Consider the following 25,708-nt stretch of genomic DNA (forward strand, 5'->3'; position numbering starts at 1 on the left):
CGTCGCGTGCCGGCGCGCAGCCGACGACAAGGCCTGTGAGTGCGGCTAGCAGGACTGCGGGGGCAGGCGGTCGGGCGCGTCCCTTCATTGATGCGCGTATACCGCGCGGCGCGGCACACGTCGAGCGCTTGGCCTCGCCGCGCGGTCTGCACTGCTCGAGAGCAGTGGCACACGGGATATGATGCGATGGCCTACTTCGTCAGTTCCTCGATGGCCCGCTCGATGACGTAGTCGTGCTCGCCGTCGAAGCTGGCGTCGGCCGCCACCGCGATGTCCGGGGCGATGCCGCGGTCCTCGATCTCCACCATGGCCGGCGTATAGGCGATCCAGGTGGGGATGCGCAGCTTGACGCCGTTGTCGAGCGTGACTTCCGTCGGGTTGCCCGAGCTGCCGCGGGTCGTCGTGCCGATCAGCGTGACGTTGGGGCAGGCCTGCATCATGAGCGTAAACCACTCGGCGGAGCTCATGCAGCGGCCGCTGATGAGGCAGGCGACCGGGCCGGTGAAGAAGTGGCCATTGCTGGGTTCCAGCACCTTGTCCTGCAGGGCGGCGAAGTCGTCATGGCTGGGGCCGTTGCGGGTCTTGGTGTGGCCGTAGGTCACGGGGTCCAGCGTGAAGTGCGACGCGATCTCGGCGGCGAAGTTCTCGTTGCCGCCATTGTTCGGCCGCAGGTCGAGAATCATGCCGTCCGCACCCGCGTAGGTGTTGAAGAGGTCGGTGATGTCCGCCGCCGTGATGGCGCTCGTGGCGTTGGTGTCGAGCGTATCGACGCGGATATAGGCGATATTGTCCTGGAACCACGAGTGCCAGATGACGTTGTCGCCGAGCGTCTCGTAGGTGTCATCGTTGGTGTAGCGCTTGCGCGGCGTCGAGGGATACGTCTGGGGGATGTCCTGCGTATAGACCTCGACGTAGGTGCCGTCCGGCTTCTGGACGCTGACGTGCCAGTCGTGCAGTTCGCGGAGCATGGGGGCGAGAGCCTCGGCGAAGGCGTCGGCCGACAGGTCATCGGCGAAGTCCGGTCGATATTGCGCCTTCAGCGCATCCCAGTCGATGCCCTTGTAATGGAAGTATGAGTAGGTCTCGTCGAACGCGGCCCACGCCTGGTCGAACACCGCCTGGGCGCCGGTCGTCGCGTCGTCGTTGTCGTCATCATCGTCATCGGCGTCGGTCGGATCGTTGCCGTCGAACGGGTCGAAGTCGTCGTCCCAGTCGGCGGGGTCGTTGCCGTCGAACGGATCGAAGTCGTCGTCGAGGCCGGTCGGATCGTTGAGGTCAACCGGGTCGTTGGCATCCGGCAGCAGCCCATCCGTCGGGCAGCCGCCGGGAACAAGTGTGATCGTGAGGGACAGCAGCAGGACGCCGTAGAAACATCGCATCATGAAAGCACCCTTCGCCCTTTCGGGCCCCATTGAACTGGTCGCCGGCCGTAAACGGACGCCGCCCGGCTTTCACTACATCCTAGCGGAACCGGGCGGGGGTCTGACAGAAAAATGACGACGCGGGAAGTGGGAAATCCGAGGTCCGAAGTTCGAAGTCAGAAGTCAGCCGGAGCGGAAGCGATGCAGTCAGAGCCCCGAGCGCCAGCGAGCGGGTCCGCGCAGCGCGTGTGGCACTGCTCTTGAGCAGTGGTGGGGGAGCGCGGGAGCGGGGGATTTCAGGGAACAGGGAACGGGGAACAGGGAACGGGGAACAGGGAACGGGGAACAGGGAACCGAAGAGGCACGTGGCCAGGTAGCCACGCAGGCACGGGGAGAGGCGACGTAGCCGCGACGGGCAGCGACGGAGCCAGAGCCCCGAGCGCCAGCGGGCGCGTCCGCGCAGCGCGCCGGAATCCGAGCCCGAAGCGCAAGCGAGGGTCTGCGCCTGCGTCCGCCAACCGAGCTGCGAACGGCAGTGAGCGAACGTTCCGCGCCCCGTCGGACGTCAACCGGAAATCAGTATGATGTCCGCAGATTGCCGGTTACTCTGCAGGCGACGTTGACACAGGCACCGTGCTGGTCTGCGAGGAGTCCCACATCGAAACGCCCCAGATCTTAAGCGTACCAGGGACGAACGACGCCAGTGCTTTCGAGTCCGGCGAGAAGTGCACCAGCAGCACAGTTGAACCACCGTGATCGAGGACCTTGACCAGTTTGTTGGTCGCGGTAGATCCGACGAACACCAGACCCTCCGGCCCGGTGCCGGCTGCGACCCATTTTCCGTCGGGACTCACCGCCAAGCATGAAATCCGGTGACCGTACTCCGCTTTACCCGTTGGCGAGGCATACCAGCGGCCCAGTTCCGTGCCGCTCTCGACATCCATGGCATACACGGCCGCCATGGTCCCTCCGGTGTAGACGATCTTGCTGTCCGGAGCGAATGCCGCATAAAAGAGCGAGGCTTCGCCCGCGGGTTGCTTGAACCAGGTTTGCATCCTGGCGGCGGTATCGACCATCGCAACGCCGTTGTCCAAACCCGCGATGGCGATGTGCGCACCATCATTGGAAGGCACGACAGACCGAAGGGGATCAGTGGAACCGCTGTGCCGGCCCGCCAGTGTTCCCACCCAGTCAACATCAGTTGCGTTCGGCCCGACAACTCCGGCTCGCAATCTCGGGTGGTCCCAGTTCGCGTCAGGCGGGGCATGTTCGCCAGCATCCTCGATCAGGCACACGGCCACATGCACCCCGTTGCTGCTGGGTTGCGTTAGCGTCACGTACCAGCCATCAGGGACTCGGCACTGAGTAGCTCGATCCTCTTTGGTCTCCACAATGTAGAAATGATACGGTTCATACTTGGCCCCCTTCACCGCTGCAAAGAAGCAGCGACCATTCAGCGCCCAAGCCGGGTGCGCGCAGTTCTGGACGGGAAACTCGTGCCGCTTCACGAGTGTGTGGTTCTCCCACTCCCAGACGTCCAGTATTTCCGGCTCGGCAGAACTGCCGTAAATGTACGTCCCCCCACATCCCCATTCGCGGAAGCCGCCTCCGCGGCCGATCCATGGCAGAGTTGCAAAGGGCACGTTTACAGGGCGTGCAGTCCCGCTGGGGGTGCTGGTGGGGGGGGCGCACGCCACGCCAGTGCACACGCAACCCGCCGCAACACCGCTGAGAATGCACAACCCTTTCGCTGTCATGATGAAGCAAGCCTCAACTGGTGGCCGTCAGCAAGAAACGTATTAAGGTGTTGAGGGACAGCCACCTTTTTCTATACCTCCAGCTTCGCCTGCGAGACGTCCGACCGGCCGGGGATGCAGACGCCGGCCGCAGCTTGCGGCGCGGCGACATGTTACTGCGCGGCCGGCACGTGTGCGACCGGCGGCGGGGATGCGAGGCTGATTCGACCGCCCTTCGGGCCGGCAGAGACAAGGGGAGTGCGGGTTTCCGATCCCAGGGGCTGAAACCGCGTGGCAACCCTCGCGCGCCCTGCCGGCGAAGATGGGCGGCAAAGCAGAGCTTTGCGCTCCCCGGCGGGTCGAAAGGCGGTCCGGAGCCTCTGTTTGGCGCGCCGGAAAATGTACCCGACCCCTGTGCGGCCCCTGAGCTAAACTACGGCGCGGTCGGGCGCGGCCAGGTCTGTGTTGTGCCAGCGACTACCGTGGCGGGTTGGCCGTAGATCAGCGCCGCAAGCGGGCGTGTGCCGCGATGCGTGATCGTCACCGATGCCGGCTCGATGGTGATTTCCAGCGGCTGGCCGTCCCAGACGAACGGGAAGCGCAGGGCAGTCCAGGCGGCCGGCAGGTGCGGGTCAACGTGCAACACCTCCGACTGCATGCGCGTGCGGACGCCGGCGAAACCGAAGATCGCGGCCTGCCAGTTTCCGCCGGCACAGGCGGCGTGGATGCCCTCGGCGGCCTCGTTCGGGCGGAGGTCGAGCCCGGCGGAGGCGCGCCAGTGCTCGAACGCGACGTCGGGCAGGCCGATCCAGGCGGCGATAATGGCGTGCACGGCGTGGCTGAGGCTGGAATCGTGCGTGGTCAACGGGGCGTAGGTGTCGTACGCGACGCGCATCTGCCGGTCGTCGAATTCGTGCGGGTACAGGGCCATGAGCTGGAGCACGTCGGCCTGCTTCAGCACGCGGCTGCGGTAGAGGCGCTCCTGGCTGACACAGGCGCCCACGCGGCGCGTGCGGTCCGGCCACCAGCGGTCGAAGTCGAACGGCTCCTGGTCGAAGAAGTCGTCGGACTGGGGCACCAGGGCGTGCTCGTCGTCGTAGGGCAGCCGGATGCGGCTGGCGACCTCGGCGAAGTGGGCGAGCTCGGCGTCCTGCAACTGGAGGCGGGTACGCAGGTCCGCGGCCGCGGCGGCGTCGCTGCGCTCGAGCTTGTTCCACAGGAACGCGGCGGCGGTGAGCGCGAATACAACCATGCGGTTGGTGTAGGCGTTGTTGCGACTGAAGGGGGTGTATTCGTCCGGGCCCATGACCATGAGCAGTTCGTAGGCGTCGCGTTCGGGTGAGTAGGTCACTCGCGCGCACCAGTAGCGGGCCGTCTCGATCAGCACCTCGGTGGCGTCGAGCAGGAAGCGCTGGTCGTCAGCGTTCGTCACGTGGGCGTGGAAGAGTCCGTACGCGACGTCCGCGGTGATGTGCACTTCATGGTCGGCATATTGCCAGTTGGGGCAGTGCTCGTCGCCGCTCGGCGAACTCTCCCAGGCGTAGCGGGCGCCGGGATAGCCGTAGAGCTGGGCGTTGCGGCGAGCGCCCGCGAGGCTGGTGATGCGAAAGCGGGCGAGCGTCTTGCCGATCTCGGGGCGCGTATACAGAAACAGCGGCAACAGGAACAGCTCGGTGTCCCAGAAGTAGCGGCCGCAATAGGCCTCGCCGGCGGCGGCCTTGGCGTCGATGGCACAGCGCGGCTCGTCCTCGACGACGGCGCGGAGCAGATGATAGAGCGAGACGCGCAGCGCGAGTTGGCTCTCCGGGTCGCCGTCGATGATGACATCGGTACGGGCCCAGCGCTCGGCCCAGACGGCGTCGGACTCGGCGGCGAGGCGGTCGAAGCCGGCGGCGGCGGCATCCCAGGCGAGCTTGCGGGCGACATCGACCGGCGAGCCGGAAACATGGTGCGACGACGTAAGCGCCGCGAACTTGTCGATACGCAGCGACTGGCCAGGGTCGAGCGTGCAACCGCCACAGCAGGCGACCCAGCGTGGCTGCTGCTCGATGTTCCAGAGCAGGCCGCGGTCCGACGTCAGCAGGGCCGCGGCGGCGACGTCGATCCCCGAATTGGTGCGGACGGCGAGCGTGACCGGCTCGTGCTCGCCGGTAATCTCAACGGCCTTGAAATGGTCGTAGCCATTGGTGCGGACCTCGGCGTCGAGCGTGCCGAGGAAGCGCAGTTCGGCGGAGGGGCCGTCCAGGTGGCGGACCGTGCAGCGCAGGGCCATGACGTGCCGGCGGCGGGCGCTGATGAAGCGCTCGAAGCGCAGGCGCAGGCGGGCGCCGGAGATGGTCTGCCAGGTGAATTCGCGGACCAGGTGGCCCGCGCGCATGTCCAGGCGGCGCGTGTAGTCGGTGATGCGCTCGCCTTCCATGTCGAGGCGCTCGCCGGAGGTGTAGATGAGCAGCCCGTGGAGCGCGGGGAGGTTGATGAGCTCGTCGCGGCAGGTGGGGTGCGGGCCGCTGACGCCGGGGAGATAGGTGCCGACGCGGCTCTTGAAACTGGGAAATTGCTCGACGGTGACGTTGCCCATGACGCGCAGGTACTCGATGTCCTGCGGGTCGTCGCGGAGACCCTCTTCGAAAGCGGCGCGCTGCTGGAGCGTGCCGCTGCCGATGGCCATGAGGCCCTCATAGTGCCGGTTATGGGCCACGTCGAAGGTGGATTCGACGATCGACCACGTGTCGAGCGTTGTCACGCGCACTCCTTGTCTCGCGGATCGCTTCAGGCTCCGCCCCCAGCCATGCGGCGGCCGAGCTCGCGAAACAGCCGCCAGCCGAGGTGTTCGAAGTCGGCGAACACGACGATCGTGGCGATCTGGTAGTGCATGGTGAGCAGCCAGCAGATGGCTGTCCAGAGGGGGCCGGCGGGGGGCCTGCGGCCGCTGCGTTGCCACGCGTGATCCCAGGCGCGCTGCACCGTCAGGGCGACGGCCTGGCTCAGGCCCCAGGCCAGGAAGGACCAGCTCGCGCCGTGCCAAAGACCGCAATAGCCGAAGACGGCGAGGGTATTGAGCGTGCCGTGCCGGCGATTGCCGCCGAGGGGGATGTAGATGTAATTCCGCAGCCAAGAGCCGACGGTAATGTGCCAGCGGTGCCAGAAATCGCGTACGGAGGTGGCGAGGGGCAGGCGGTTGAAGTTGTCGTCGACGCGGATGCCGAGCCAGCAGGACAGGGCGACGGCGAGTTCGTTGTAGGTCCAGAGCAGGAGGTAGATCTGAATCGGAATCAGGTAGAAGACGCGCACGAGCTTGCCGGTGGCGAAGAGCTGCGGCTCGGCGAAAAAGTCGGGGGCGTTGGCGGCGATCGTTGGAATCTGGCGGCCGACGACCGCGAGCCCGACGCCGCCGAGGAGGAACAGGGCGAAGCGCTTAAGGCCTTCGCGCCATGCAGGGATGTGGCGCGGGTCCCAGGTGTCCAACCGGGCAAGAAACTCCTGCCGGCGTAGCACAGGGCCGAGTCGCATGCAGGGCGCGTAGAGCAGCCAGCAGAGTGTGTCGCCAAGGCGGGTCGGCGGTTGTGGCTCGCGAGCGAGGTCGACGCCCCAGGCGATGAAGCGGAACAGAAAGTACGAGAAGCCGACGTTGTGCAGCGCGGCCATGCGCGACGGATACCAGGACTGCTGCGCGTGCCACCACAGCGGCAGTGCCAGCAGATGCAGGCCGACCCAGACCAGCGCGATCATCGTGCGCGGGCCGATCTGATTGCGCCGGCGGAGTTCGCCGAGCAGCAGGACGTAGGTGCTGGCCACCAGCACGCCGCCGAGCAGCACGGCGGTCGTGGTGAGCTGGAGCGTGGGCAGCAGCCAGACCAGTCCGCCGAGGATGAGCGCGGCGCGCGGACGGCGGCGCGCGAGCAGGAGGATCAACGGGATCAGCGGCAGGAACGCCAGCAGGCCGAAGGGGCCGGCCAGGATTTCCTGTGGCGACAGCGGCGGGTGGGCCGTGACGGCATTGAAGATGGGCGTGGGCTTCGGCAGCGCGGCCCAGAGCGTCACGGGAGGATCGTCACCTGCGACTTACCGGGCTGCAGCAACTTGTAGAGCAAGGCGACGTCTTCGTTGTGCATGCGGACGCAGCCAAGCGAGACGGCCTTGCCGATCGAGTCGGGCTCGATGGTGCCGTGGATGCCGAAGCCCTCGTGTCCGACGCATGCACCCTCGATGCCTTCGAGGCCGATCCAGCGCTTGCCGAGTGGGTTGTTCGGGTCATCGGGGGCGATGATGCGCTTGTCCGTCGCGGACCCCGGCGGATAGTAAGTCGGGTTTTCGAGGCGGTTCTTGACGCGCCAGACGCCTTCCGGGGTGCCGTTCTCGCTGCCCAGCGCGACGCGGAAGCTACGGATGTACAGGTCCTGCAGGTACACGTCCATGCGGAACTTCGATTTGTAGATCTTCACATGGAACGGGCCGCGCGGGGCCTTCAGCTTCTGATCGACCCGGATCTTCGTTGCGTCGGCGATGCCGTTCACCTCCATCAGGGCTTCGTAGGGCACGTCGTATTTCTTCGCGATGTTGAGCAGCACGTCGCCGGACTGCACGACGTAGGATTCGATCAGCGGGTCGTCGGGCAATATCCGGCGGCTGAAGATGGACTCGTCGGCGACGCGGGCCAGCAGTGTGCGCACCTCGTTGGCGTCGGCCTCGGGCAGCGTCTCCTTCAGCAGGGCGTTGAGTGCGTGGCGCGCCTCGATGACCCGGCCGGTGTCCAGCAGCTGGCGCGCGGCGGCGATCGGCCGGCTGGCGGCGCGGGGCGGGCTGGGCTGGGTCGTCGGGGCGGCGGGCTGCGTAGTGCGCGCGGCAACCAGCGCGGGCTGACTGGTGGGCGCGGTCGGGATCAGCACCTGCTCATCCGCGGCCAGCTTGACGTCCCTTTTTGGCGCGGGGGCGGTAGCCGGCGCGGGCTGGGTCGTCGCGACCGGACGCGCCGGCGGCTTGTGCGGGATGGTCACCGGCTTCTGAGCGGCCGGGGTGACCGGTGCTGGCGCTTGCGGTGCCGGCAGAGTCGCCGGCTTGGGCGGACGGCGGAAGTACCACCAGCCGCCGGCGGCCACCAGCACGACGAAGAGGCCGGAGAAAACGATGGGGGTGTATGGATTCCTGCGTCGCCGATGAGTTCTCACGATGCCGCCTCCTGGGCACGTCCGGTTTCGCGGCCGTCGTCCTGACGGGTCGCGGCGTGAAGATAACGCAGTTCGGCCTGCATGGCCACTGGCGCGGGTCATGCACCGCCAAGGCACAAGGACACCAGGGTGGGACGGTGAGGGGGCTACCCGGCAGTGTATGGTTCAGAGGTAGCGGCTTGCGATTTCCACCAGCTCGCCCATGCGGTGGGCCCAGGTGTGTTCGCGCAGCGTGCGGGCCTGACCGGCCTGGGCGATCCGCTCGCGTTCGTCGTCGTGGGCGAGATAATGCGCGGCCAGCGCGACGCATTCTTCCAGGTCGCCGTACGCCACGACCTCACGCCCGGGCTCGAAGAGTTGCGCGAGGTTGTCCTTACGATCGGTGAGCAGCAGCGTGCCGACGCCCGTGGCTTCGTAGAGGCGCATGTTGTTGGCGTAGTTGGCGGCGACGTCGATGTGCCGGTTGAAGACGATCCGGGCGTTGCGCAGCGTCTGGTACATCGCCCGGCCCCAGAGGGGTGGCCCACAGGTGGCGCGGAGCGGCGAGTCGGGCGCCAGTCGGTCGCGCCCGTAACCCCAGACGTGGACCGCGTGGCGCCGCGCGAGTTGTCCGAGCATGCGCGTGCCGTCATCGTGCGGCCCGCCGAGCCCGCCGACAAAGGCGATATCGAACTGCTTCTCGGCCGGCGCGAGGTGCTGCAGCACGCGCGGCTCGAACGCCAGCCGCACGAATTCACTTCGCAGGCCCTGGGCGCGGAAGTGATCCACGAGGTTCGGCAGCGACGAGAGCATGAGGTCGTATGCGCCGAGGTCATGCGTGGGCAGCGGCGCGGCATGCTGACCGATGACCAGCCGGCAATAGCGTTTGGCGACGCGCACGAAGTCGCTGCCCAACGCCTCAATCGCCATGCTGTAGAGCACGTCGGGCCGGTAGTGCTTGAGCTGGGCTTCGAGAATGTCGTACAGCCAGCGCCGGTTGACCGCACGCGTCGGCCAGGGGACGAAGCCGCGCCGCCAGCGCAGTTGCCACTGCGTGTCGCGTGCGCAGCGCAGACCTTGCTCGCGGGCCCACTGCTTCTGCATGGGCTCGGCGTTGATGATGACGTCCCAGGCCTCATGGTCGAGTTCGCGCAGGTGCGTCGAGTAGAAGTCGGCTACGCCGAAGAGGCTGTCAACGCGGGACTGCCACTGCTCGGCGTAGCTCCGCCGGGCCAACGTCTCGTCCGCCGCGTACAGTTGCCGGAGGAAATCCGGGTAGTCGGTATTGACGATCAGCCACCTCATGACGGCGCACCCGCGGCGGTGGCGAACGGCTGGGTCCAGGGCAGCCACTGATCGACGAGTCGGCGACTGGCGTCTGAACGCAAGTCCGGCAGTTCCCCGCCCAGCACACCCAGGGCCGTCGCGATGAGATCGCGATGCGTGAGGCAGCCGAACAGGTGGTGCCAGAGGAGGTAGTCTTGGCGGGAGGCGCGCGGGCTGGGCCGTGCGCCGCACCACATCTGGCGCCAGAGGCTGGTCACGGGAGCGGCTGTCGGTTTGCCGCTGGCACGTTCCGGCGGCAGGCCGAGGTAGCCGCGGTAGTACTCGCGATAAGCCCGGACGGCGACGTCCTGCCAGAGCGCCGTCAGCAGCTTTCGGTCCACGAGCGGGCGGTTGCAGTCGGCCAGGTAGGCGGCATGCTCCGCCGATTCGCGGGCGGTGATCGCAAGCCGCTCGCCGCTGGCGGTGAGGTTGATCTCCAGTGCCCGCCATTGGAGCGGCCGGCGGCCAAGCTGGATGTCCACACCGAGAGACCAGAGCGCGTTGGGGTAGGCCTGCCACTCATGCGGGTTCACCGCGAGGTTGCCCAGGCCGTAAAAGATGAGCCCGTCATGGTACTCCTCGAGTCCCTGCGGCACGTGCGGATGGTGGCCGTGAACAACCGCCGCACCCGCGTCGATCCATGAGCGGTACAGGTCTTGGATAGCCGGCGCGGGCCAAGGCGAAACCTCCGCGCCGGCGTGCACCGAGACGATCACTGCGTCGGCCTGGGCTGCGCACGCGCGAATCGCCGCATAGACCCAGGGGCCGAAGGCGGCTACGCCGGGCTGCGCGGCGACGGCGACGCCGAACTGGGCCTCGCAACAGGCGAGGATGGCGACGCGCGTGCCGGCGTCGTCGAGGAAGAGCGGCTGGCGGGCAACGTCCAGCGTGTCGCCGGCGCCGACCGCGTGGATGCCGGCCGCCAGGAGTGCGGACAGCGTCTCCGCCAGACCGGCCGGGCCGAAGTCCATGATGTGGTTGTTTGCCAGCGCGCAGACCAGCGGTCGCGCGGGCGGCGGGGGCGCGACCGTGTGCAAGTGCGGCCCGGCCTTCGGTGCCGGTGGCAACTGATGGCCTGCTGGCAGGAGCGGCCCTTCAAGATTCAGCAGTGCGCAGCCGGCAGGCCACGACACATCGCAGTGCAGAGAGCCGGGGGCCCAGTCGCCGAGCAGGATCATGGTTGTGCCACTATGCCGGCGCGCCTGCGCCGCTCAAGTTCCATCGGTCATCACAGCGGGCCTGCGCTTGTCGCCGGAGGAGATTGTCGATCGGACGCAACGTCAGGTACGCGCAATAGGCCTCCATCTGGCGGTCGACGAATCCGCGGCGGCGCAAGGGTCGTCCCCAGCGTCGCTGGCGCACCAGGCACCACCAGAGGTCGGCGAGCGCGCCATGGTCCCGAGCCGTGTCGTTGATCCATTGAACATAATCTGGGCGGACGAGGGCGCTGAGGAGCTGCGTGTCCAGCGGGCGCAGGGGCCGCCGCTTTAGCGCCTGCTGGTTGAGCGTGTTTCGCCGGTCCGCGGAGAGATCCGTGGATTCGAAATCCAGCCTGTGGCGGGCGAAGAAGTCGCGTTGCCAGCGGCGCTCGGCCCGGCGTTCATCCGGCAGCGTCAGCATCGCGAGGGCGAGTTCGGGCACCAGGAACGGCGACCAGGGTCGAAAGCCGAGTGTGGCGGGCACACGCAGCAGATAGTTGAGTAGGATGATCTTGAAGCGCATGGCCTCGACGACGCGGAAGCGTGCAGCGCGGAGCCGGTCGCGGTGCTGCTCGAAGTAGGCGCCGGCCAGTGTGCCATCGTCGCGCAGCAGGCTCATACGGGCGTCCGCGTGCATGCCGTGGGCGTACCCGAGTCGGGTCAGGTCGGCCGGGCGTTCGAGCGGCTCGATCTCGACGTCTCCAGCCCAGGCGTCGCCGATGATGCCGCTGAGCAGCGCATGCGGGCCGGAGTGCACGGCGGCAATCCGACGATAGAACTCGATCTGGTACATGCCGTGCGCGTGCGTGGCGGGACCGAACAGCGCGTCCCAGTCGTCGAAGTAGCGGTGGAAGTCACCGAGTGGAACCTGCTCCCAGCGTGTGCCGAGGCGCTCGGCCAGCCGGCGGGCGTAGACCACCTCACTGGACTCGGCCTGGCGTGCGGCGAGCCCATAGGTGAAGGAGCGAATGCGGCGCTTGTCGCGCAGCAGGACGTTCAACAGGCGCGAGTCATAGCCGCCGCTGGTGGGGACGATGATGACCCCGTCGACGTTGTGCTCCCATTCACGGACCGCGGCTGTGAGCGCCTCGATGACCTGGTGCTCGTCGCTCGTCCGGCCGAGCCAGCGCTCGACGGGGTCGGGCAGGGCGCACACGTGAAATCGGCCGGATGCATCGAGCGTGAGCCGGCTGGACGCGGGCAGGACCTTCACGTGGCGGATGGGCGTCTGGCCGAACACGGAGTAGCCGAAGCGTAGATAGTTGTTGAAGCCCTCGGGGTGAAACTGCAGGTCGTCGAGGTCGATGACGTCATGAATGTTGTGGCTGGCGCGGGCGGTGCGCTCGTTGTAGAACACGGGTTGTGAGCCGAGCCAGTCGGTTTCGTAAAGCGTAGTCGTGCGTTCGGTGGTGAGTGTCGCGGTCATGGTTTTTCACCCCCGACGCCTACGCACTCCGCGGCCTGGGCGATCGACGCGGGGCTGTGGCGCGGCGCTGCCGGGCGCACGAAGCGTTCATGCCAGAGGAAGATGTTGAGCGCTTCCCAGATACGCGTGGTGTCGTGCCAGGTGAAGCCGTCGCGGGCGCAGCGCTCGACGCCGGCGGATAGCGCCGCTGCGTCGATGAAGCCGCATTCCCGCATGGACCGGCTGCCGCAAACATCGCGGAGGTAATCGCGCACAATCGGGGCGTCGAACCACTCGCGTTCGGCGATGGAGAAGCCGAGCTTGGCTCGCCGGCGGCGGACGGCGTGCGGCACGACATCGGCCGTCGCGGCCCGCAGGATGTGCTTCGTCTCGCGGGCGACCTTGTCCTCGTCGGGCAGCGAGAATGCGAATTGGACGAGGCGGTGGTCGAGCAGGGGGGCGCGCGATTCGACACTGTACGCCATCGTCGCGCGGTCCACGACCCGCAGCACGATTGGCAGGACGCGCTGTGTGAAGGCGGTATGAAGCTCCGTGCCCAGCGGACTTAGACCGTCCAGCGTGGGGACGCGCATGGGCGGGCAGGCGGAACGGATGTCCGGTGTGACGTACGATGTCGTCTGTACCGGTGATGGTGCAGTGCGTTCACCCACGACGCGTCGCGATTGCCACTTCAGCCAGCGCCGCAGGTACGGCGCGCGGGGCAGCTTCGCGAGAAAGATGCGCCACGCAGGTGACCCGACTTCGTCGATGTCCGGGTTGCGCGTGTCGGCGAGGCAGCGCGCGGCCTGCCAGGTGCGCCGCCAGTCGCCGCGGGCAGCATACGTATCCACGGCCGCCTGGGCGAAATACGGGTAGCCGCCCAGCAGCTCATCGCCGCCGTGACCTTCGAGGATGACGCGCGTGCCCTGGCTGGCCACGTGCGCGTACATGATGTGCAGCGCGAGCACGGAGGACGACCAGACCGGCGCCTCCTGGTGCCAGATCAGGTCATCGACGAGCGCCGGCAGGCGGTCCGGCTGCGGGCGGACGATGGACACCTGCTCATCGTCGTGCCAGAAGCGCACACACCGCTCGACCCACGGGTACTCATCCACCGGGCTGCCGGGGTGTGAGAGCGAGAAGACGCGGAAGTCCTTGGCCGCGCCGGACGTCGCACTGCGCACCTGGCCGGCGGCCCGCAAGGCGCGCGCGACGCCATACACGGCGGACGAATCCATGCCACCGCTCAGACATACGCCGGTCGGGACGTCGTTACGCAGGCGGAGCCGCACGGCGTCGGTCAGCAGGTTGCGGAACTCGGCGACGCGATCCTCGAACCGGCGGGGTACGTCGATGCGCTGCTCCAGCACGTCCCACCAGCGTGTCAGACGCACGTGCCGGCCGTGGACTTCGACGTAGTGACCGGCGGGTACGCTGGCCACGCCGGTGTAAACCGTCGCGCTGTCCGCGTCGCAGCCCCAGCCTTGCAGGTAGCGGCCGACCTGTGGCCAGTGGGGTTGGGCGGCCGCACCAAGTGCGAGCAGGGCTTTCATCTCGGAGGCGAAGGTGAAGCCCCCGTCGGCCTGCGCGTAATAGAGCGGCTTCACGCCGTAGCGGTCGCGGGCGGCGAACAGGCGGTGCTCACGTGCGTCGTAGAGCGCGAAGGCGAACATCCCGTTGAAGCGCTGCAGGCACGCCGGCCCCCAGCGCTGATACGCGGCCAGGATGACTTCGGTGTCTGAGTCGGTGCGGAACACGTCGCCGGCGGTGGCCAGCTCGCGGCGCAGCTCGAGATAGTTGTAGATCTCGCCGTTGAAGACGAGGTGGTAGCGGCCGGTGGCGTCCGCCATCGGCTGGTCGGCCGCGTCGGACAGGTCGACGATGGCGAGCCGCGTGTGGCCGAGGATGATGCGGCCGTCATGCCAGCAACGGGTGCGGTCGGGGCCGCGATGGGTGAGCAGTGCGAGCGCGCGGCGGAAGTCCTCGACGTATTCCGTCGTCACGACACGTTCGTACGTACCCAGGATGCCGCACATACCGGTACTCGCTGGCGCGCGCTCAGCCAAGCGCGATGCGCGTCAAAGGCAGCCAGAGCTGGTGGTTGCGGCGCCAATGCGCACGCAGCCGTCCCCAGAATTGCCGCAGGCCCGCGGCGCAGAGGTTCAGCGGCACGTGATGTACGTGGGCCGGCGTCCGGTCGACGTAGCCCAGCAGCCGCATCAGCTCCGCGACGCCGCGATGAGCCACATGCAGGCGGCGCCGGCCCCAGTGTGAGAGGCGCAGGCGCCAGAACAGGGCCTCGACCGCGGGTGTGAGTTCGGTCTTGTAGCGCCCGATGGACTGGGCCGACACGCCGCCGCTGAGCGGGCTGTTGCTCCAGGTGGCGTGGATGCTGACGGGCGCGCAGTTTTTCCAGTAATCATCCTGCGACGCGGCGAGCATCTGCGGCTCGAACGCGACGTCCAGGTGCTGGCAAATGCGCTCGAGCGTGGCCTGCGGCTGCACAGCGAGGGCCTCGTATTTCACTTCCAGGTACGCCGGATGGTCGCGCCACGCGATCGCCGCCGACACGTTGTAGAGCCAGTGGCTGACGGCGTGGTAGGGGCGCGGGTCGCGCTTGAGCAGCGAGCAGACGACGTCGCGGCCGTCGCGGACCAGGTGGATGACGCGGGCGTCAGGGTACAGTTCGAGGATGTGGCCCAGGTAATAACCGTTCGAGCCGGTCTTCTCGACCCAGCGCGACTTGCCCCGCTTCTGCAAATAGTTCGTGAAGAACGCGTCAAAGAAACCGCGCAGGCCCGTGGCCTCCTGCGCCAGGCGGACCAGCATCTCGGCGTCGCAGAAATAGGCGTCCCGGCTGTGGAAGAAATCCGGCGTGTCGATCTGGCCGTCGGAGAGCAGCCCACGGCGCAGCCAGCGGCCGATGTTCCGCTGCACGTGGGGCCACGGCGCGTACAACTGCCGCTTGTCGAACGCGTAGACCTCCGGACCGCAGGCGAACTGCGCGTGCCGGTCCAGCATCACGCCCAGCAGCGTGGTCCCCGAACTGGCGGAGCCGACGATGAAGACCGGCCGATCGACGCGCAGGACGCTCATGGGGCGGCCTCGCGGCGGGCCAGCGCCAGGTTCGGGTCGGGTGTCTCGACCGGGCCGAAACCGCCCAGCTCTTGCACGCTGTCGTCCACGGCCCGCTTGACCTCGGGCCAGTCGTAATCGTGAATCGCGATCACCCCGCCGGGCGTGACCCAGCGGCCCCACCTCAGAATGTCGTGTCGGCAGGCGTCGTAGTCGTGCCAGCCGTCGATGAAGAGCAGCCGGATCGGCGTGCCGGGCCAACTGGCGGCGGCCGCCTGACTGGTGACGGTGAGCGGGACGACGACGTCGTCCAGCTTGAAGCGGGCGATGTTCTGCATGAACGCCCGGAGCGACGAGAACGCCGCGGCGAGGGCGCCATATTCCTCGACCAGGCCGATGCCGCCCGTGTGCGGATCGACGGCGTACACGCGACCGGCGCCGCGCATCCGCGTGCCCAGCGCCAGGCAGACAGTGCTGCGGCCGAAGGCGCTGCCGATTTCGACTACGTCGCCAGCGGCGTCGGTGTTGCGCGCGAGGTCAAATAGGCGCGCCCCCTGAGACGGTGGCAGCCAGCCGGTGATCCCGTTCCAGCGCGGCAGATAGCGCTCGAAGCGCCCGGGCGGGTAGCGCCAGCGGGCGACGAGGGCGGCGACGTGCTCGGCGGCGGAAAGGTGAAAGCCGTCAATGACGAGTTGCTGCCCGCCGGTCTGGCGATCCGTGATGACGTGCGTGCGCGTGCGGACGTCCATGTCGGCTCATCCCGCGGTGGCGGGCTCCATCGTCGGGTGCGGTTCGGCGTTGGGTAGCGGCTCCGGATTCAGGTCCCAGCGGGCGTCGGGGACGACGTAGCCCTGGCTGTTCGGGTCCGGCAGCGCGCCCGTGCCGTAGACGTCGCGCGGCAGGATCGTCAGCGTGCGGCAGTCGGTCAGCGTCTCGACGTCGCTGGTGCGGCCCCACAGCGCCACGTCCACGCGATAGCGGTACGGCGCGAGGCGCGCATTGTGCCAGACGGCCCGGATCGTGCGCCGTCCTTCCACCGCCCAGCGAGAGTTCTGCTGTATGTCGGTGTGAATGGTAACCAGACGCTGGCCGGCGGCGTTGTGGATACCGATGCCGACGCGCGGGTGTTCGAGCACGGGCTCGTGGAACAGGTCCAACTCGAACACGATGTCCGCGCCGATCGGAAAGGCGTCACTGGCGCGGCCGTCGGGGGTCATCATCCGCACGGCGCGAATGTGGCGGGTCCGGCCGGCGTCGAGGGCACCGCGCGACTGGGCGAGCAGGCTCGACATGTAGCCGGCGACGACCTGCGCGGCGGGTCCGATGTCCACGATCCGCCCAGCGTTGAGCATAACGGCACGCTGGCACAGCGCCTCAATGGCCAGCGTATTGTGGCTTACGAACAGGACCGTGCGGCCCTGCTTCGCGACCGTGCCCATCTTGCCGAGGCACTTCTGCTGGAAGCCGGCGTCGCCCACGGCAAGCACTTCGTCCACGATCAGGATTTCCGGGTCGAGGTGCGCGGCGACCGCAAAGGCCAGCCGGACGTACATGCCGCTGGAGTAGCGTTTCACCGGCGTATCGAGGAAGCGCTCGACCTCGGAGAACGCGACGATCTCGTCGAACTTGCGGCGGATTTCGGCGCGGGTCATGCCGAGGATAGCGCCGTTCAGGTAGATGTTTTCGCGGCCGGTAAGCTCGGGGTGAAAGCCGGTGCCGACCTCGAGCAGGCTGCCGACGCGGCCGCGGATGGTGGCCCGGCCGCTGGTCGGGCAGACCACGCGGGAGAGAATCTTCAGCAGCGTGCTCTTGCCGGAGCCGTTGCGGCCGATGATGCCGACCACCTCGCCGGGCTGGACGCTGAAACTTACATCGCGCAACGCCCAGATGAACTCGTCCTCACTGCCGGTCTCGCTGAGCAGGCGCAGGCGGCGCAGGTGCGACTGAAAGGCCGCCGCAAGGGCTGCCGTCCAGGTGCGGGCCGGCGGCGCGGGGCGGCCGATCTTGTAGCGCTTCGCGAGGTTCTCGATGACGATCGCCGGCTGACTCATTCGCGCACTTTCTGCACTCCGGGTGGGCGGCGCGCAGCGTCGCTTCCGGTTGTTCTTGGATATCGGGTCTGGGTGGAGGTGCTCTGAACCGCACGGGGGCCGCGCAAGACTTGCCGCCCCGTCGCCTGCGGACACCGGCTCGCGAGCGTCAATTGGGTGCTACTCGGACCCGATAGAAGTAATGGAGTATCACAATGAACTTGCCATCGGGTTCGACCGCCGCGGCCCGAGCCGAGGGTCTGTCTGTGCCCTCGACGGCCGCCTGGCGGGCGCGATATTGGCAATTGCGCGGGCGCGGGCGCAAGGCGCTGCGCGCGCTGGTAATGGCGCGCCGCCTGGCGCAGTTGCGCCGCCGGGCGCTGGCGGCCGAGCGCTACCGGCCGGGCTGCCTGACCCTGGACGGCTGCCGCGTGCACTACGACGACCTGTTGTCGCTGTACATGGAATACAAGCACATCTTCGCGTGGGGCATCTACGACTTTCAGCCGACGGGGCCCCGGCCGCGCGTGCTCGATTGCGGCAGCCACGTCGGCCTGAGCGTGCTGCGCTTCAAGCGGATCGCCCCGGATTGCCGAGTGACCGCCTTCGAGCCGGACGCAACCGTGCTGGAGCTGCTCACCCGGAACATCCAGGAGAACCGGCTGACGGACGTGGAGGTCGTGCCGGCGGCGCTGGCCGGCGTGGGCGGCACGGCCCGGTTCGTCGCCGACGGCGCGGACGGTGGAGCGCTCGCGCACGGCGACTATGCACCGCCCTCGGCCGCGGTCGTGCCGACAGTGCGGCTGGCGGACTACCTGGGTGAGCCGGTCGACCTGCTGAAGATGAACATCGAGGGGGCGGAGTGGGACGTGCTGCAGGCCGCCGCCGACCGCCTGCAAAACGTCCGCCAAATGGTCATCGAGTACCACGGATTTCCGGAGTGCGGGCAAAAACTGCACGCCATCCTGCGCCTGCTGGATGAGTGTGGGTTCCGATACCTGCTCAACCATTTCGACTATGAAACGAACGGCCAGGTGGCGCCGCCGTTCCGGGTGGGCGCAACAACGCGGTTCTTCCAGCTCATCGCGGCGACGCGGCTGTGGGAGCGACGATCAGCGCGCGTGGCCGCGCCCGCCGCGCCACGCGTGACGGAGAGCGTCGCAACGCCGGAGCCGGCGAGTCGCGTGTTCGGCCTCGACCGCGGAATGCCGATCGACCGGCACTACATCGACGCGTTCTTGCATGCGCAGCGTGTAGACGTACATGGCCGGGTGCTCGAAGTGGGCGGCAACGAGTACACGCGCCGGTTTGGGGGGACGCGCGTCGCTGTGCGCGACGTGCTGAACCTGCATGATTCGCCAGGCACGACGGTCGTGGCAGACCTGACCCATGCCGACCACGTCGCGGACGACACCTACGATTGCTTCATCCTGACGCAGACGCTGCCGTTTATCTTCGACGTGCCGGCGGCGCTGCGCCACGCGTGGCGGATTCTCAAGCCCGGGGGCGTCCTGCTGCTGACCGTACCGGGCATCAGCCAGCGTTCGCGCTACGACGCCGAGCGCTGGGGCGACTATTGGCGGTTCACGCCGCAATCGGTGCGGCGGCTGCTGGCCCGGTGTTTCGACGCGGCGGATGTGACGGTGCGCAACTACGGCAATGTGCGGTCGGCGACGGCCCTGCTTGACGGTCGCGCGGCCCAGGAGCTGACGCCGGGCGAACTGGACTCGGTTGACGACGATTACCCCGTGCTTATCGCGGCGCGGGCGGTGAAGCGGGTGACGGTGGATGACTGAAGTGCTGGCGCCAGCCTGGGATGTGGCGGCAACGCGGCTCGACGAGTATCCGGTCGCGACCGAGCGCATGCGCTACGCCGTCGGGATTCAGCCGCTGCTGCGTCTGCCGCGGACGGCGGCGATCCTGGAAGCCGGCTGCGGCAGCGGGCGGGTGCTGCGCACGCTGGCGGCGCTGGGCTTCACGCGTCTCACGGGCTTGGAGATCAGCGCGCAACGCCTGGAGTACGTCCGGGCGCGCGGCCCGTACAACGCGGAACTGGTGTGCGGTGCGGACGTCCCGTTCGAGGACGCGCGGTTTGACGCCGTGATTTCGACCGGCGTGATCGAGCATGTGGAGAACCCGCGCGCCTGGCTGCGTGACCTGGCGCGCGTGGTGCGCCCCGGCGGCGTGGTGTCGCTAACCTCCGACACGTATATGTGGCGCTGGCTGCAGCACCTCGGGCTCTACCAGACGATTCAACCGCTCGACCGGGCGATCTGGCCGCCGACGCTCATTCGCTGGGCCCGGGCCGCGGGGCTGCGTTTGGAGGCCTACGGCGGTTTCTGCAACACGCCGGACCAGCGCAGGTTCTTCCTGAAACAACTGGCGCGCCTGCGGCCGGGGTGGAGGCGGCTGCGCTGGTATTTGTCGCGTGGCGACGCGGTGCCGCGCGGGCCGGCCGACGAGACCGTCGCCATTCGGGAGGCGTTCGACCTGCTGCCGCGGCACGTGCGCTACGGCCTGTGGGCGAGCGTGTGGTCGTATGAGAGTTTCTACTGGTTCAACACAGAGGGAGCCGCGCGATGACGCCTGCGCCGGACAAAGACCTGATGGCCTCGTTGCCGGAAAAGATGCGCGCGGCGCTGCGCCGGCGCGTGGCCCCGCCGACGATCGTGCTGCTGTATCACCGCGTGCTGCCGACGGTCGGCCGCGACGTGAACGAGCTGGTGACGAGCGTGGACCATTTTGCCGCGCACCTGAAATGGCTGGCGGAGAACACGCGCCCGCTGCGGCCGCGCGAGTTTCTGAAGGCGGCGTGCCAGACGACGCGCTCCACGCTGAACCTCGACGGCAAGCCGCGCGCGGTCATCACCTTTGACGACGGCTACGCGGACAATTTCCACCACGCGCTGCCGGTGCTGGTGGACGCCGGCTTCAGCGCGGCGGTCTTCGCCGTTACCGGGGCGATCAGCACGGGCGCGCCATTCTGGTGGGATGCGCTCGAGACGATCGTCTTTGACGGCAAACCCGACGGCGATGCCTGGCGGATGCCCGACGGCACGGTGGTCGCGCACGGGGCAGACCGCGCCGCGACGTACCGCACCATGCACGCGGTGCTCAAGCCGATGGCGGAGGAAACGCGGGCCAACGTACTGACGGACCTGGCGTGGCAGGGCGGAGTGGCACCGCCCGCGGCCGACGAGGACTCGCGGCCGATGAGCTGGGAAGAACTGCGCGCGTGGGCGGCGGCCGGCATGACGGTCGGGGCGCACACGCGCTCGCACGCGCCGCTGGCGGGTCTGGCGCCGGATGCACTGCGCGACGAGTTGATGCTCAGCAAACGCGACCTCGAGAAACACCTGGGTATTCCGGTGGAGATGCTGGCGTATCCCTACGGCGGACGGAACGACGTGGGGGCGCAGGGCGAGGAGGCGGCCCGCGCGGCCGGCTTCCGCTGCGCATTCGCGAACCGCATCGGCAACGCGCGCTGGGCGCGCAGCCCGTTCGCGGTGCCGCGCTGCCTGGTGCGCAACTGGTCGGTGGACCAATTCCGCGCGCGCTTCCAGGGCTGGTGCGACGAATGAGGCACCCCGCGTTGCCCGATGACCGGCTCCACGTGCTGATGGTGAACACCCACCAGACCGGGGGCGGCGCCGGACGTGTCGGCGAGCTGCTGGCCGAGGGCCTGCGGCGGGCCGGCGACGACGTGCGGGCGTTCGTGCGGGCGTCCGTCACCGGGCACCCGTGTCAGTGTGCGGCCGGATCGTGGCGCGAGACGCGTGCGGCGGCGTGGCTGGCGCGCCAGGGCTTCACGGACCTGGGACACGTCAGCTCCTTTTGCTGGCGAAGCCGCCCTGACTTTGCGGCGGCGGACGTGGTTCACCTGCACAACCTGCATGGCGACTTCGTGTCGCTCGCGGCGCTGCCGCTCTGGGGCTGGCAGAAGCCGCTGGTCTGGACGCTGCACGACTGCTGGCCGCTGACGGGCGGCTGCGCGGCGCCGGCGACGTGCACCCGCTGGCGGCGTGTGTGCGGGCGCTGCCCGCAGACGGGCGTGTACCCGGTGAGCGGCGTGGACCGCACCGGCATCTATCGTCGGGTCAAGCCGTGGCTCTGGCGCTGGGCGCGGCCGCGGGTTGTCACGCCTTCACACTGGCTCGGGCGACGTGTCGCGGAAATCCCGGCGTTGCAGTCGTTGCCGCGCCGCGTCATCCGGCCGCCGATCGACTGTGATACGTTTGCGCCGCGTTCCGACCGCGCGGAATTGCGTCGTCGGCTCGGCCTGACACCGGAGCGGCCTACGGTCGTGCTCGCCGGCAACAACTGGAGCGACGCGCTCAAGGGCGGCCCGGACGGCATTGTAGCGCTGCGGGGGGCGGCGGCGGCCGTGCCCGATCTGCAGGTGCTGGCGATTGGCCGGGGCAGCGCGGCACTGCTAGCCGCGACGCGTCTGACGGGGCGCGCCCTGGCGTTCCAGCACGGGCGGCAACCGCTGGCGGCCGCATACGCCTGTGCCGACGTCTGCCTGTTCCCGTCGCGCGCGGAGAACTACCCGCTGACGGTGCTGGAAGCGCTGGCCTGCGAGACGCCGGTGGTGGCGTACGACGTGGGCGGCGTGCCGGAGCAGATCGAGCATTCGCAGACCGGATACCTCGCGCATGATGGGCAGCCGGCGGAACTTGCCGCGGGGTTGGTATGCCTGCTGCGCGCACCGAACAACCTGCGGGCGATGGGCCGCCGGGGGCGCGCATTCGTGCTGCGCACGTCGTCGATTCCGGCGGTAGTGGCCGAGTATCGCGACGAATACCGCCGGGCGATCGCGTCGTGGTGCCGGCGACGCGGCCGGAGCGTGTCCCGCAGCAGTGTTGGGTGGTGGGGACAGCGTTTGGCTCGGGTGTTGGGCTGGGAAGCGACTGAACGTGAATCGCCAGCCGGGATGCCGGCGCACCGCGAGTGCGCGATGGTCGAGGTGTCGTGAGCATGGCGCGCGTTCTGTTTGTGTTCTCGATTGACGGACACCGGCGGTTTGATCGCCGGCCACTCTCGGCCGCCGCCGTGCAGCTCGGCATTTCGTACATCTCCGCGCTGCTGAAAGCGCACGGGCACGAGACGCGCCTGGTCGTGCTGGAGAGTCGCCGCGGCGCGGCCGAGTTCCCACTCGTCACGGAGCGGCTGCGCGCGTTCGAGCCTACGCTCGTGTGCCACACCGCGGTCGCGACGCAGTACCCGTTCATCGTCCGCGTGGCGGAGCACGTGCGTGCGCTGCGGCCGAATCTGCCGCAATTGATCGGCGGCGTCCACGTGTCGCTGAATCCGGAGCAGGCGCTGCGCGACGGTTTCGACGCGGTGTGCGTCGGCGAAGGCGAGCACCCGACCCTGGAACTGGCCGCCGCCCTCGACGCCGGGCTGGTGCCGACCGGCATCGCGAACCTCTGGCTGCGACGCGGCGGCGACGTGCAGCGCAACGCGACGCGCCCGTTCGTGCGACCGCTCGATTCACTGCCCCCGCCGGATCGTCGCATGTGGGACGAGTGGCTGGACCACTCCAGGCCGCCGGTGCACACGGTGCTGCTCGGCCGCGGCTGCCCATACCAGTGTGCGTACTGCTGCAATCACGCGCTGAAAAAGCTCGCGGCGGGGCCGTATGTGCGGATGCGGACGCCGGAGGCCGTGGTGCGCGAGATCGAATCGCTCGCGGCGCCGTCCGACGCCGCGCAGAGCATGTACCTCGAGGTCGAGACGTTCATGCTCGATTCGGACTGGACCGAGAGCTTCTGCGACCGGCTGGCGGCGTTCAACGCCCGGCGCCGGCGGCCAATCCGGTTTGGCGCGAACGTGCGCGTGACGCCCCATATTGAAGTTGAACGGTTCTTCGCGGCGTTCGCGCAGGCGAACATCCAGTCGGTGAATATCGGCCTGGAGTCCGGCAGCGAGCGCATTCGGCGCGACGTACTGCGGCGCTACTACAGCAACGACGACGTGCTGCGGACGGTGCGGGCGGCACGGACCCACGGCATGCAGGTGGCGCTGTACAACCTGATCGGGCTGCCGGGCGAGACCTGGCGGGATTTCCTCGAGACAGCCCGCATGAACCGTCTGTGCCGGCCCGATGCGCACCGCACGTCGATCTTCTATCCCTATCCCGGCACCGCGTTGCACGGCGTGTGCCGGGAGCAGGGATTGCTCGGGGCGGGGCTGCCGACGGATCGCGAGCGCAAGCAGGCGGCACTGGATTTGCCCGGTTTCCCCCGCCGGCGGATCCAGGAGTGCCACGACTACTTTGACGTCTACGTGGCGCATGCCAACCCGATGTGGTGTCGGCTCCACGTTCTGTGGCGGCGCTGCACGGAGTGGGTCGACCGGCACACGCGCGGCCTGCCCGGGTACTGGCGCGTGCGGCGCGGCATCGCCGCCGGGCAGCGGCTGGTACGCGGTGGTGTGCGGGCGACGGTGGATGCGGTGGCGTCCCATGTGCGGACGCCGCGGGAGCTGGGCGGATGAGCGTTTCGCCGGGCACGTTACTGCGACCGCCAGCCGTGCACCGCGCAGAGCCGCGTGCCGCCGCGCTGCCGCTCATCTCGGTGGTGACACCGTCGTTCAACCAGGGGCGGTTCATCGAGCGCTGCATCCGGAGCGTACTGGCGCAGAACTACCCGCGCTGCGAGCACATCGTTCAGGACAACTGTTCGACCGACGAGACGCTGGCGGTGCTGCGCCGCTATCCGCACGTGCAGTGGGTGAGCGCGCCGGACCGCGGGCAGAGCGATGCCTTGAACCGCGCGCTGGCCCGGGCGCGGGGCGAGATCATCGCCTGGATCAACGCGGACGACTATTACGAGCCCGGCGCGTTCACGCTGGTGGCCCGCGAACTGCGGCGCGAAACGGGCCTGATGGTGTTGTTGGGGCGGCTGCACGTGGTGGACGCGGAAGGACGCCTGTTGCAGACCACGTCACCGCGCTATCACGGGCACGAGTATCTCGTGGACGTGTGGACGCACGATCATGGCCTGTCGCAGCCCGGCATGTTCTTCCGCCGCGAGGCGTTGGAGCGCGTCGGCCCGCTCGACCCGCGCCTGCACTACGCCATGGATTACGACCTGTGGCTGCGGCTCACGCGGCACTTCCCGATCAAGGTCGTTGACGATGTGCTGGCCGGCTTCGTGCTGCACCCGCAGTCCAAGACGGGGCAGACGCGCTACCTCGCCGGCTTCATGCGCGAGAAGGAGCAGGTGTCGCGCCGCTACTGGGGTTCGGTCTTCACGCCGCGCTATTGGCGCCTGCGGCAGGCGTGCAACCGGAGCCTGGCGACGGTGTTGACGCACGCCATCCTCGACTCACACAAGCACGACACCGACTTCAAGTGGCGACTGGTGGCGGAGCTGCTCTGGCGCTGGCCGCCCGCGCTCGCGAACCGGTACATCTTGGCGGCGCTGGCGGAGCGCATCGCCGGAAGGGGCGTGCCGCGCGCGGCGAAACAACTTTCCACGCTGCTGCGGCCGGCGCCCGCGCCCGTGGCCAATACGCCGCCCTGCAAGGGCCGCGTCACGGTCGTAATCCCGACCTACAACCGCGCCGCGCTAGTCGAGCGCGCGATCCAGAGCGTCCTCCGGCAAACGGCCCGCGAGCGCTGCGACATCGTCGTGGTCGACGACGGGAGCACCGATCACACGCCGCAAGTGCTGCAGCGCTATGCCGGGGAGATTCGATACATCCGACAGGCGAACGCGGGCGTGGCGGCGGCGCGAAACGCTGCCATTCGCGGCCAGCGCAACGAGTACGTGGCGTTTCTGGATTCCGACGACGAGTGGCTGCCGACGAAGATCGAGCGTCAGCTCGCGATGCTGGAGCGCTATCCGGAGGCCGTACTTGTGGCCTGCGACGGCCGGCGGCGCGCGGTGGACGGTCAGGAATGGCGCTCGGAACTCACGGGGATCGAGTTTGGCCGGCCGATTGACCTGGCCCCGCACCTGTTCAACGGGCTGTTCCTGTTGACGCCGGGGATCGTAGTGCGGGCTCGCCATCTGCCGCCGGCCGGGCCGTTCTGCCGGAGCGTGGATTCGTGCGAGGACTACCTGCTCTGGGTGCAGATGGCATGTCGCGGGCCGGGCATCGTGCTGAACGAGGAGCTCGTTCGCTGCGGTTGGCACGCGCCCCACAGCCTGACGGACAACGTGGCCCACGTGGCACGCACACAAATCCTGGCGCGCCACCTGGCGTGGCGCGCGCTGCGGCACCGGCCGGATTGCCGCGCGGCCTGGCGCCAGGGGCTGGCGCGCATGCTGGCGATGCAGCGCGACGCGGCGTACCGCGCCGGCCGTTTCGGGCTCGCGGCGCGGCTGGGCTTTCGTTCGTTGATGCTGGTGCCGCGCGGGCGGCCACGCTGGGAGTGGGGCCGGCTGGTCACGTCCCTGCTGCGCTGCGTGAAGAGGTGAGGA

The 25,708-nt window shown here is 68.5% G+C and carries 18 protein-coding genes; 6 read left to right on the forward strand and 12 right to left on the reverse strand.

Annotated features, from left to right (window positions below; all coding sequences use genetic code 11):
* Nucleotides 1-191: 191 nt before the first annotated feature.
* The 12 genes from KA383_05890 to KA383_05945 form a co-directional block, all read right to left on the reverse strand.
* Nucleotides 192-1,382 (reverse strand): S41 family peptidase, encoded by a 1,191-nt coding sequence (locus KA383_05890; protein MBP7745645.1) that lies wholly within the window; start codon nucleotides 1,380-1,382, stop codon nucleotides 192-194.
* Between the two features lie 581 nt (nucleotides 1,383-1,963).
* The gene (locus KA383_05895; protein MBP7745646.1) at nucleotides 1,964-2,869 is read right to left on the reverse strand and encodes a WD40 repeat domain-containing protein; all 906 of its coding nucleotides are present in this window, start codon (nucleotides 2,867-2,869) and stop codon (nucleotides 1,964-1,966) included.
* Nucleotides 2,870-3,530: 661 nt separating this feature from the next.
* Nucleotides 3,531-5,840, reverse strand: coding sequence for a glycoside hydrolase family 65 protein (locus KA383_05900; GenBank protein ID MBP7745647.1), 2,310 nt, complete (start codon nucleotides 5,838-5,840; stop codon nucleotides 3,531-3,533).
* Nucleotides 5,841-5,866: 26 nt separating this feature from the next.
* Nucleotides 5,867-7,138, reverse strand: a complete 1,272-nt coding sequence (locus KA383_05905; GenBank protein MBP7745648.1) for a hypothetical protein — start codon at nucleotides 7,136-7,138, stop codon at nucleotides 5,867-5,869.
* On the reverse strand, nucleotides 7,135-8,262 hold the full coding sequence (locus KA383_05910) for a L,D-transpeptidase family protein (GenBank protein ID MBP7745649.1): 1,128 nt from the start codon (nucleotides 8,260-8,262) through the stop codon (nucleotides 7,135-7,137). The genes KA383_05905 and KA383_05910 overlap by 4 nt, the downstream gene beginning before the upstream one ends.
* Before the next feature lie 165 nt (nucleotides 8,263-8,427).
* Entirely contained in the window at nucleotides 8,428-9,546 is a 1,119-nt protein-coding gene (locus KA383_05915) for a glycosyltransferase (protein ID MBP7745650.1), read from the reverse strand.
* The gene (locus KA383_05920; protein ID MBP7745651.1) at nucleotides 9,543-10,745 is read right to left on the reverse strand and encodes a CapA family protein; all 1,203 of its coding nucleotides are present in this window, start codon (nucleotides 10,743-10,745) and stop codon (nucleotides 9,543-9,545) included. Before KA383_05920 ends, KA383_05915 begins: the two co-directional genes overlap by 4 nt.
* A gap of 10 nt (nucleotides 10,746-10,755) precedes the next feature.
* A complete protein-coding gene (locus KA383_05925) occupies nucleotides 10,756-12,192 on the reverse strand; it encodes a hypothetical protein (GenBank protein ID MBP7745652.1) in 1,437 nt (478 codons plus the stop codon).
* The gene (gene asnB / locus KA383_05930) at nucleotides 12,189-14,207 is read right to left on the reverse strand and encodes an asparagine synthase (glutamine-hydrolyzing) (protein MBP7745653.1); all 2,019 of its coding nucleotides are present in this window, start codon (nucleotides 14,205-14,207) and stop codon (nucleotides 12,189-12,191) included. The genes KA383_05925 and asnB overlap by 4 nt, the downstream gene beginning before the upstream one ends.
* A gap of 22 nt (nucleotides 14,208-14,229) precedes the next feature.
* Entirely contained in the window at nucleotides 14,230-15,267 is a 1,038-nt protein-coding gene (locus tag KA383_05935) for a sulfotransferase (GenBank protein ID MBP7745654.1), read from the reverse strand.
* Nucleotides 15,264-15,995: a class I SAM-dependent methyltransferase gene (locus tag KA383_05940; GenBank protein MBP7745655.1), complete on the reverse strand. Its 732-nt coding sequence runs from the start codon at nucleotides 15,993-15,995 to the stop codon at nucleotides 15,264-15,266. The genes KA383_05935 and KA383_05940 overlap by 4 nt, the downstream gene beginning before the upstream one ends.
* A 6-nt stretch (nucleotides 15,996-16,001) precedes the next feature.
* Nucleotides 16,002-17,297, reverse strand: coding sequence for an ABC transporter ATP-binding protein (locus KA383_05945; protein MBP7745656.1), 1,296 nt, complete (start codon nucleotides 17,295-17,297; stop codon nucleotides 16,002-16,004).
* Nucleotides 17,298-17,491: 194 nt separating this feature from the next.
* On the opposite strand from KA383_05945, the gene KA383_05950 reads away from it, so the two are divergent.
* From KA383_05950 to KA383_05975, 6 genes are read left to right on the forward strand one after another with little or no spacing between them, the layout of a single operon-like run.
* On the forward strand, nucleotides 17,492-19,072 hold the full coding sequence (locus KA383_05950; protein ID MBP7745657.1) for an FkbM family methyltransferase: 1,581 nt from the start codon (nucleotides 17,492-17,494) through the stop codon (nucleotides 19,070-19,072).
* The gene (locus KA383_05955; protein ID MBP7745658.1) at nucleotides 19,065-19,859 is read left to right on the forward strand and encodes a class I SAM-dependent methyltransferase; all 795 of its coding nucleotides are present in this window, start codon (nucleotides 19,065-19,067) and stop codon (nucleotides 19,857-19,859) included. The genes KA383_05950 and KA383_05955 overlap by 8 nt, the downstream gene beginning before the upstream one ends.
* A complete protein-coding gene (locus KA383_05960; protein ID MBP7745659.1) occupies nucleotides 19,856-20,857 on the forward strand; it encodes a polysaccharide deacetylase family protein in 1,002 nt (333 codons plus the stop codon). Before KA383_05955 ends, KA383_05960 begins: the two co-directional genes overlap by 4 nt.
* Nucleotides 20,854-22,251 (forward strand): glycosyltransferase, encoded by a 1,398-nt coding sequence (locus KA383_05965; protein MBP7745660.1) that lies wholly within the window; start codon nucleotides 20,854-20,856, stop codon nucleotides 22,249-22,251. The genes KA383_05960 and KA383_05965 overlap by 4 nt, the downstream gene beginning before the upstream one ends.
* Nucleotides 22,252-22,253: 2 nt before the next feature.
* Nucleotides 22,254-23,774, forward strand: a complete 1,521-nt coding sequence (locus KA383_05970; GenBank protein MBP7745661.1) for a B12-binding domain-containing radical SAM protein — start codon at nucleotides 22,254-22,256, stop codon at nucleotides 23,772-23,774.
* A complete protein-coding gene (locus KA383_05975; GenBank protein MBP7745662.1) occupies nucleotides 23,771-25,705 on the forward strand; it encodes a glycosyltransferase in 1,935 nt (644 codons plus the stop codon). The genes KA383_05970 and KA383_05975 overlap by 4 nt, the downstream gene beginning before the upstream one ends.
* Nucleotides 25,706-25,708 lie beyond the last annotated feature (3 nt).

This window comes from Phycisphaerae bacterium (genome assembly GCA_017999985.1).
Classification (GTDB): Bacteria; Planctomycetota; Phycisphaerae; order UBA1845; family Fen-1342; genus JAGNKU01.